Genomic DNA, 7,692 nt, shown 5'->3' with positions numbered 1-7,692 from the left:
CCGCTTGCGGACCCGTTCTTAATGCAGTGGTGATGTCGGTGAGCGACTACTCTTCGCGTCAGGAAACTCTCTACCTGTTTGGCAATGCGGCCAACGCAACGCGCTTGCAGGCCGCAATGACGCAGGCAGATGCGTCCCTTCCCGCGGGCGCGTGTATCTTGGTACCGCCTACGCAGGCCAGGGTTGTCCTTGCGGATCATCAATCTGCCGGTTCAGGTAAAACGCTGCGCTGATCAGTGCCAGGTGGGTGAAGGCCTGCGGGAAATTTCCCACCAAGCATCCGCGCGAGTCGAACTCTTCGGAGAACAGGCCCACGTGGTTGCCGAAGGCGAGGAGTTTTTCGAAGTTGATCTCCGCCTCCTCACGGCGGCCGGCGCGGGCCAGGCATTCGACGTACCAGAAAGAGCACGCCGCGAAGGCGCCTTCGGGGCCAGCCAGGCCATCGTCGCCGGCGTAGCGGCGCACCACCAGGCGGTCGGCCAGTTGCTCCTCGATGGCGGCCATGGTGGCGAGCCACGCCGGGTCCGTGGCGCTGATGAACCTCACCAGCGGCATCATCAGCATCGCGCTGTCGACGTCCGTGCAGCCGGGTGTGCGCACGAAGTGGCCGACATCGGGATTGAAGAAGTCATCCCAGATATTCTTACTCAATGCATTGCGCGCCGTGATCCAGCGGTCAAAGGGCGCCGCCAGTGAGCGCTTGCTGGCCAGGCGAATGGCCCTGTCCACCGTCACCCAGCACATGACGCGCGAGTGCAGGTGTTCCTGGCGCCGATTGCGCATTTCCCAGATGCCGGCGTCGGCCACTTTCCAGTGCTTGCACACGTGGTCGACCAGACGAATCACCGCCTCCCAGTTGTCATGCGAGATCGCCTCGCCGTACTTGTTGGTAAGGTAAATCGAATCCATCAGTTCGCCATAGATGTCCATCTGCAACTGGTCGGCGGCGGCGTTGCCGATCCGCACGGGGCGCGCACCGCCGTAACCGGCCAGGTGGTCCAGGCTCACTTCATCGGGTACGTCGCTGCCGTCGACCGCGTACATCACCCTCGGCTGGCCGTCGGGTGATTCAGCCACCCGCTGGGCGACCCAGCGGTTGAAGGCGATCGCTTCGTCGGTGTAGCCCAGGCGCATCAGGCCGTAGACGGCGAAGGACGCATCGCGGATCCAGGTGGCGCGATAGTCCCAGTTGCGCTCGCCGCCATCGGTTTCGGGCAGGCCGAAGGTGGCGGCGGCAACCATCGAGCCGTGCTCGTGCGATACCAGCAGCTTCAGTAGCAGCGAAGAACGCTGCACGGCCCCGCGCCAGCGGCCACGGTAGGTGGAACGGCGTGCCCAGCGGCGCCAGAACCCGATGGTATGGACCACCATTTCGTCCGCCGCAGGCACGCCCGTGCCGTGTTCTTCGAACACGATGTCGGTGGTTTCGCCTTCCTCGATGGTGAACGTCGCCGTGGCGTCGCCGTCACCGGCGGAGATACGGAAGTTGGCGCGAAGCGCAAATGTTGGTGCGCCCGTCGTGTGGAAGTGCACCTCCTTGCCCTTGGCCTCGACCTTCGGCAGCTTGGTGGCATAGGCAGGGCGGGGCGCACAGCGCAAGCGCATGCGTACCTTGCCGCGATGCACGGCCACGCGCCGAACCAGGCGGCAGGCGTCGCCGCCCACCTGACCCAGCGGCGGCATCAGGTCGGTCACTTCCACCGTGGCGTCATCGCCCATCCAGCGAGTTACCAGCACGTTGGTATCAGGCAGATAGGTCTGCACCACCCGGGGGTTGTCGATGTCCGGCGCAAGCTCGAACACCCCGCCGGCATCGGTGTCCAGCAGGGCCGCGAATATCGTGGGTGAGTCGAAGCGGGGCCAGCACATGAAGTCGATGGCACCGTCGAGCGTCACCAGCGCGACGGTGGCAAGGTTGCCGATGATGGCGTGGTCGGCAATGCTGCGGTTTTGCGCGATGGCCACGGGCGCCGCGGCGGGGCGGGGTGCCTTCCGGCGAGAGGGCCCTGCTTTCTTCTTTGCCATGGTTCGGCCTTGGCTCGCGGTGCCGCCATCAAACAGGGTGGGGCGTGATTGTTGGATAAACGCCCGGTGTCCGTTCAGTCGCCTGGACGCGCCACGGTTATGTCAGATCGTGGAATGATGCTGGGACCCACCACACGCAGAGCCCACGCATGAAGACCATCGGCCTGATTGGCGGCATGAGCCATGAATCCTCGGCGGAGTACTACCGCCTGGTGAACCAGGGCATGAAGGAGCGCCTGGGCGGGCACAACAACGCACGCAGCGTGATGGTGACCGTCTGCTTCGACGACATCGTACGCCTGCAACAGGAAGGACGCTGGGACGACGCGGGCCAGTTGTTGGCGCAGGCGGCGGGACAGGTCCAGGCCGCCGGGGCGGATTTCGTGCTGTTGTGCACGAATACGATGCACGAGGTGGCCGGGGCGATCGAGGAAGCGCTGCGCATTCCTTTCATCCATATCGTCGATCCGACAGCGCACGCCCTGAAGACGGCCGGCATCAAACGCGTGGGCCTGCTTGGCACGCGCTTCACGATGGAGCGTCCGTTCTATATCGATCGCCTGCGTGACAAGCATGGGATCGAGGCGATGGTTCCCGGTACTGCCGGGCGCGACGCGGTGCATGCGTTGATCTACGATGAACTGTGCCATGGCGTGATCAGCGAGCCTGCCCGCGAGGCCGTACTGCGCGTGATCGATCAGCTGGTGGAACGAGGCGCACAAGGCATCATTCTTGGCTGCACGGAGTTGACGCTGCTGGTGCAGCCAAAACACACGACGACGCCGTTGTTCGACACGGCCGGGTTGCACGCGAACGCGGCCGTTGAGCTCGCGCTTGCGTAGTCGGCACCCAGGGTGCGGGGTCAGAGTATTCACTCTGACCCCCAATGGCGGGTGTCGTCCGTCGAGCATGCTACAGGGATGTTTAATCCAAAAAGAAAAGCGACGTCTAGTTTGTCGAACGTCTGGATTTCACGCGACATTAGGCTCGCTGAACGCCTCGATCTCACCCTTGAAGGCCTCGAGCGGCACGCAGCTGCAGAACACGTTCTTGTCGCCGTACACGTTGTCCACGCGTGCCACCGGCGACCAGTACTTCTGCAGACGCAGGCTTTCCAGCGGGAACGCCGCCAGTTCGCGCGGGTAGGCATGCTTCCACTCGCTAGCGGTCACCTGGGTGGCGGTGTGCGGGGCGTGCTTGAGCGGGTTGTCTTCGCGGTCGAGCTTGCCTTCTTCCACGGCGCGGATTTCGTCGCGGATCTGGATCATGGCGTCGATGAAGCGGTCCAGTTCGTGCTGCGATTCGCTTTCGGTGGGCTCGACCATCAGTGTGCCGGCCACGGGGAAGCTGAGCGTGGGGGCGTGGAAGCCGAAGTCGATCAGGCGCTTGGCCACGTCCTCGGCGCCGATGCCGGTGGCGTCCTTGAGCGGGCGCAGGTCCAGGATGCACTCGTGCGCCACCAGGCCGTTACGGCCCATGTACAGCGTGTCGTAGTGCGCTTCCAGGCGCTTGGCAATGTAGTTGGCGTTCAAAAGCGCCACCTGTGTGGCCTTGCGCAGGCCCGAGGTGCCCATCAACGTGATGTACATCCAGCTGATGGGGAGGATGGACGCTGAGCCAAAGCTGGCCGCACTGACCATGCCGCCCTTGCCCTCTTCGCCGAAGGCGCGCGGCAGGAACGGGGCGAGGTGCGACTTCACGGCGCACGGGCCGACGCCCGGGCCGCCGCCGCCGTGCGGGATGCAGAAGGTCTTGTGCAGGTTCAGGTGCGAAACGTCCGAGCCCCACTTGCCCGGGCGCGCCACGCCGACCAGCGCATTCATGTTGGCGCCGTCGGTATACACCTGGCCGCCGTGCTGGTGCACGATGTCGCAGATCTCGACCACGTCTTCCTCGAACACGCCGTGCGTGGAAGGGTAGGTGATCATCAGCGCCGCCAGGCGCTGCGAGTATTTCTCGGCCTTGGCTCGGATGTCGCCGACATCGACGTTGCCATTCGTATCGCAACGGGTGACTACCACTTCCATGCCGCACATCTGCGCCGAGGCCGGGTTGGTGCCGTGGGCCGATTCAGGAATGAGGCAGATGTCGCGGTGGCCCTCGCCACGCGAGCGATGGTATTCGCGGATGGCCAGCAGGCCCGCGTACTCGCCCTGCGCGCCGGAGTTGGGCTGCAGGCTCACCGAATCGTAGCCGGTGCATTCCACCAGCATCGCTTCCAGTTCATCGATCAGCTGCTTGTAGCCGGTGGCCTGGTTGGCCGGGGCCAGGGGATGGATGTTGGCGAACTCGGGCCAGGTCACCGGGATCATCTCGGCGGTGGCGTTGAGCTTCATGGTGCACGAGCCCAGCGGGATCATGGTGCGGTCGAGCGCGAGGTCCTTATCTGCCAGGCCGCGCAGGTAGCGCAGGAGTTCATGTTCGCTGTGGTGGGTGTTGAACACCGGGTGTTGCAGGTACGGCGTGGTGCGCAACAGGCCTGCCGGCAGGGCGTCGGCGATCTTGCCGTCCAGGGCGTCTATATCGGTAATGTGAGCGTTGAAAAGCGCAGCCAGCGCGATGACATCGTCGCGCGTGGTGGTTTCATCCAGGCTGATGCCCACAGACGATGCGTCGATCGTGCGCAGGTTGATGCCGGCCTTCGCGGCGGTGGCGTGCACGGCGGCGGCGTCGATTCCAATGACGTGCAGTGTGTCGAAGAAGTCCGGCCCGACCGTTGCGCCGGCGTGGCGCAGCGACGCGGCCAGGATAGCCGCCAGCCGGTGCGTGCGTCGTGCAATGCGCTCCAGGCCCTCGGGGCCGTGGTACACGGCGTACATGCTGGCCATCACCGCCAGCAGCACCTGCGCAGTGCAGATGTTGGACGTGGCCTTCTCGCGGCGGATGTGCTGTTCGCGGGTTTGCAGGGTAAGGCGATAGGCGGGCTTGCCCTCCACGTCCACCGACACGCCGATCAGGCGACCGGGCATGGAGCGCTTGAAGACGTCGCGGCAGGCCATGTAGGCGGCATGCGGACCGCCGAAGCCGAACGGCACGCCGAAGCGCTGGCTGTTGCCAACGACGATGTCCGCGCCCCAGCTTCCCGGGGAAGCGATGACGGTAAGGGCCAGGAGGTCCGTTGCAACCGAGACCAGGCCGCCGCGCGCATGCACCGCATCAGCCAGCGCCTTGTAGTCGTTCACCTGGCCGAACGTGTTGGGGTATTGCAGCAGTACGCCGAAGCAATCAGTGCCGGCGGCGTCGGCATCGTCGCCCACTACCACCTCGATGCCGATGCCATCGGCGCGGGTGCGCAGCACTTCGATGGTTTGCGGGTGCACGCCCGCGGACACGAAGAACACCTTCGATTTGGCCTTGGCCGAGCGGCGCGCCAGGGCCATGGCCTCGGCGGCGGCGGTGGCTTCGTCCAGCAGGGAAGCGTTGGAGATGTCCATGCCGGTGAGGTCGGCAACCATCGTCTGGAAGTTGATCAGCGCTTCCATGCGGCCCTGGGAGATTTCCGCCTGGTAGGGGGTGTAGGCGGTGTACCAGGCCGGGTTCTCCAGCACGTTGCGCAGGATCACGTTCGGCGTGTGGGTGCCGTAGTAGCCCTGGCCGATGAAGCTGCGGAACACCTGGTTTTTGTCGGCGATGGCGCGGATGCGGGCCAGGGCCTCCACTTCGGTCATGGCCGCTGGCAGAGCCAGCGCCTTGGGCGAGCGGATCGAAGCCGGGACGATGGCATCGGTCATCGCATCGAGCGAGTCGTGGCCCAGGACCTTCAGCATGGCGCCGATTTCAGCGTCGTTCGGGCCGATGTGGCGGTCGATGAAGGCGCCGTGGTATTCGAGGTCACGCAGGGATGGGGAGCGAGGCTGGGCCATGGGGATTCTCAGGGCATAGGGCAGCCGTGCCGTGCCGGCACGTGGGGCGCCCCTCTGTCCTTTTGCCTGAGAGTTTGGAAGCCTTCAGCGGCTTCGTGCACCTTCGGCGCCGGGTTTGACCGGTCTCTCCAGAGTGTTGCAACGGGGCGGTGGTATGGGAGCCTGAGCGATTACGGGCGTTGCGCCTTCGGCAGCGGCCTGTTCGGACCGCTTCTCCCACCGCGCCATGGCGGACGATTATACAGCCGCCGGGGGCCCAGGACTCAAGAATTCTTGATAGGAGCCGTTATCATCCACGGATGGGGGCCGCCCCTTGGCAGGCCGCGAAATTCTTCATGACTGGACATTACAACCTCGCGCTGGTGGTCTGTTCCATGCTCGTGGCCTTCCTGGCCTCGTACACGGCACTGGACCTGTCCGGACGCATTGCCATGGTCAGGACGGCCCTGGCCCGGCAGGCCTGGCTATGCGGCGGAGCGCTGGCGCTTGGCGTGGGCATCTGGTCGATGCATTTCATCGGCATGCTGGCCCTGCGCATGCCCATTGCCATGGGCTTCGATTTCAAACTCACCGCGGTGTCGGCGCTGATCGCGGTGGTCGTGTCCTACTTCGTGTTGCTGCTGGTGGCCACGCAGCGCCTGAGATGGCCGCTCTTGACCGTGGGCGGGATTGCCCTCGGGCTTGGCATCGCCGGCATGCACTACACCGGCATGGCCAGCATGTTGATCATGCCGGGCATCGTCTACGACCCATACTGGTTCAGCGCCTCGGTGCTGATTGCCATGGGTGCCTCGATCGCTGCGATCGGCGTTGCCCACGCGCTGAAGGACAGCCGCCAGAGCCAGTTGGCGTTCAAGCGTGCCACCGCCGCGGCGGTGATGGGATTTGCCATTGCCGGCATGCATTACAGCGGCATGGCCGCCGCCCACTTCGCACCGGGTTCGATCTGCGGCGCGGCGTCGGACTTGAGTCCCAACGTGCTGGCCCTGGTAGCGGGTGTAATCAGCACGGCGATCCTGGTGGTGGGGCTGATGCTTTCGTACCTTGAAAGCCGGTTGCATCGCGACACGCAAAGGCTGTCGGGCTCCATCAACCAGCTCAACAGCCGCCTGCTTCACATGGCCACGCACGATCCTCTGACGAGCCTGCCCAACCGGGTGACCCTGGGACGGCGCCTGGAACAGGCGATCGAGGAAGCGCGCCAGCAGAACACCGAAGTGGCGGTGCTATACGTCGACCTGGACGGCTTCAAGGCGATCAACGACTCCCTGGGCCATTCCTTCGGCGATGAATTGCTTCGCGCCGTGGCCGGGCGTTTGTCGTCGGGCCTGCGCCGCGGCACCCTGGCGCGCGTGGGTGGCGATGAGTTCGTCGCCGTGGTCGAGCGCCTGGTGTCGCGCGATACCGCGATGCAGGTGGCCGAGCGGGCGATCGCCCGCATGCGCGAGAACTTCACCGTCAACGGTACGTCGTTGCGGGTGACGCCCAGCATCGGCATCGCCTTCTACCCGACCGATGGCGAAACGGTGGACGAGCTTATCGCCAACGCCGACGTTGCCATGTACGGCGCCAAGGAAAGCGGCCGCAACGGTTTCCGCGTGTTCGAGATGGACATGAAGCAGCGCTCCATCCGCATGCTGGATATCCAGCGCGGGCTGCAGACGGCCACCGAGGACGGCACGCTTTCGGTGCATTTCCAGTCCAAGCACGACGGCCCCAGCGGCAAGCTGACAGGTGCCGAGGCACTGGCCCGGTGGACCCACCCGGTGCTCGGGTCGGTATCTCCACTGGAATTCATCGGCGT

Annotated in this window: 4 protein-coding genes and 1 riboswitch; of the genes, 2 read left to right on the top strand and 2 right to left on the bottom strand. The window is 65.0% G+C overall.

Going from position 1 to position 7,692, the window contains the following annotated elements; genetic code table 11:
• Nucleotides 1-168: 168 nt before the first annotated feature.
• Nucleotides 169-2,025 (bottom strand): glycoside hydrolase family 15 protein, encoded by a 1,857-nt coding sequence (locus VK519_RS12775; protein WP_324350321.1) that lies wholly within the window; start codon nucleotides 2,023-2,025, stop codon nucleotides 169-171.
• Between the two features lie 149 nt (nucleotides 2,026-2,174).
• On the opposite strand from VK519_RS12775, the gene VK519_RS12770 reads away from it, so the two are divergent.
• A complete protein-coding gene (locus VK519_RS12770; RefSeq protein ID WP_324350319.1) occupies nucleotides 2,175-2,867 on the top strand; it encodes an aspartate/glutamate racemase family protein in 693 nt (230 codons plus the stop codon).
• 129 nt (nucleotides 2,868-2,996) lie between these two features.
• On the opposite strand, the gene gcvP is transcribed toward VK519_RS12770, so the two are convergent.
• Nucleotides 2,997-5,888 carry an aminomethyl-transferring glycine dehydrogenase gene (gcvP, locus tag VK519_RS12765; protein ID WP_324350318.1) on the bottom strand — a complete coding sequence of 964 codons (2,892 nt, stop codon included), beginning with the start codon at nucleotides 5,886-5,888 and terminating at the stop codon, nucleotides 2,997-2,999.
• A gap of 44 nt (nucleotides 5,889-5,932) precedes the next feature.
• Nucleotides 5,933-6,030: riboswitch (glycine riboswitch) on the bottom strand.
• Between the two features lie 193 nt (nucleotides 6,031-6,223).
• Here gcvP and VK519_RS12760 point away from each other — a divergent pair.
• The coding region (locus VK519_RS12760; protein WP_324350316.1) for a putative bifunctional diguanylate cyclase/phosphodiesterase at nucleotides 6,224-7,692 on the top strand (1,469 nt) is incomplete at its 3' end.

Origin of the sequence: Pinirhizobacter sp., assembly GCF_035317885.1 — a bacterium.
Classification (GTDB): domain Bacteria; phylum Pseudomonadota; class Gammaproteobacteria; order Xanthomonadales; family Rhodanobacteraceae; genus Pinirhizobacter.
The sequence above is the reverse complement of the archived record's forward strand: the minus strand, read 5'-3'. Positions and strand labels throughout refer to the sequence as shown.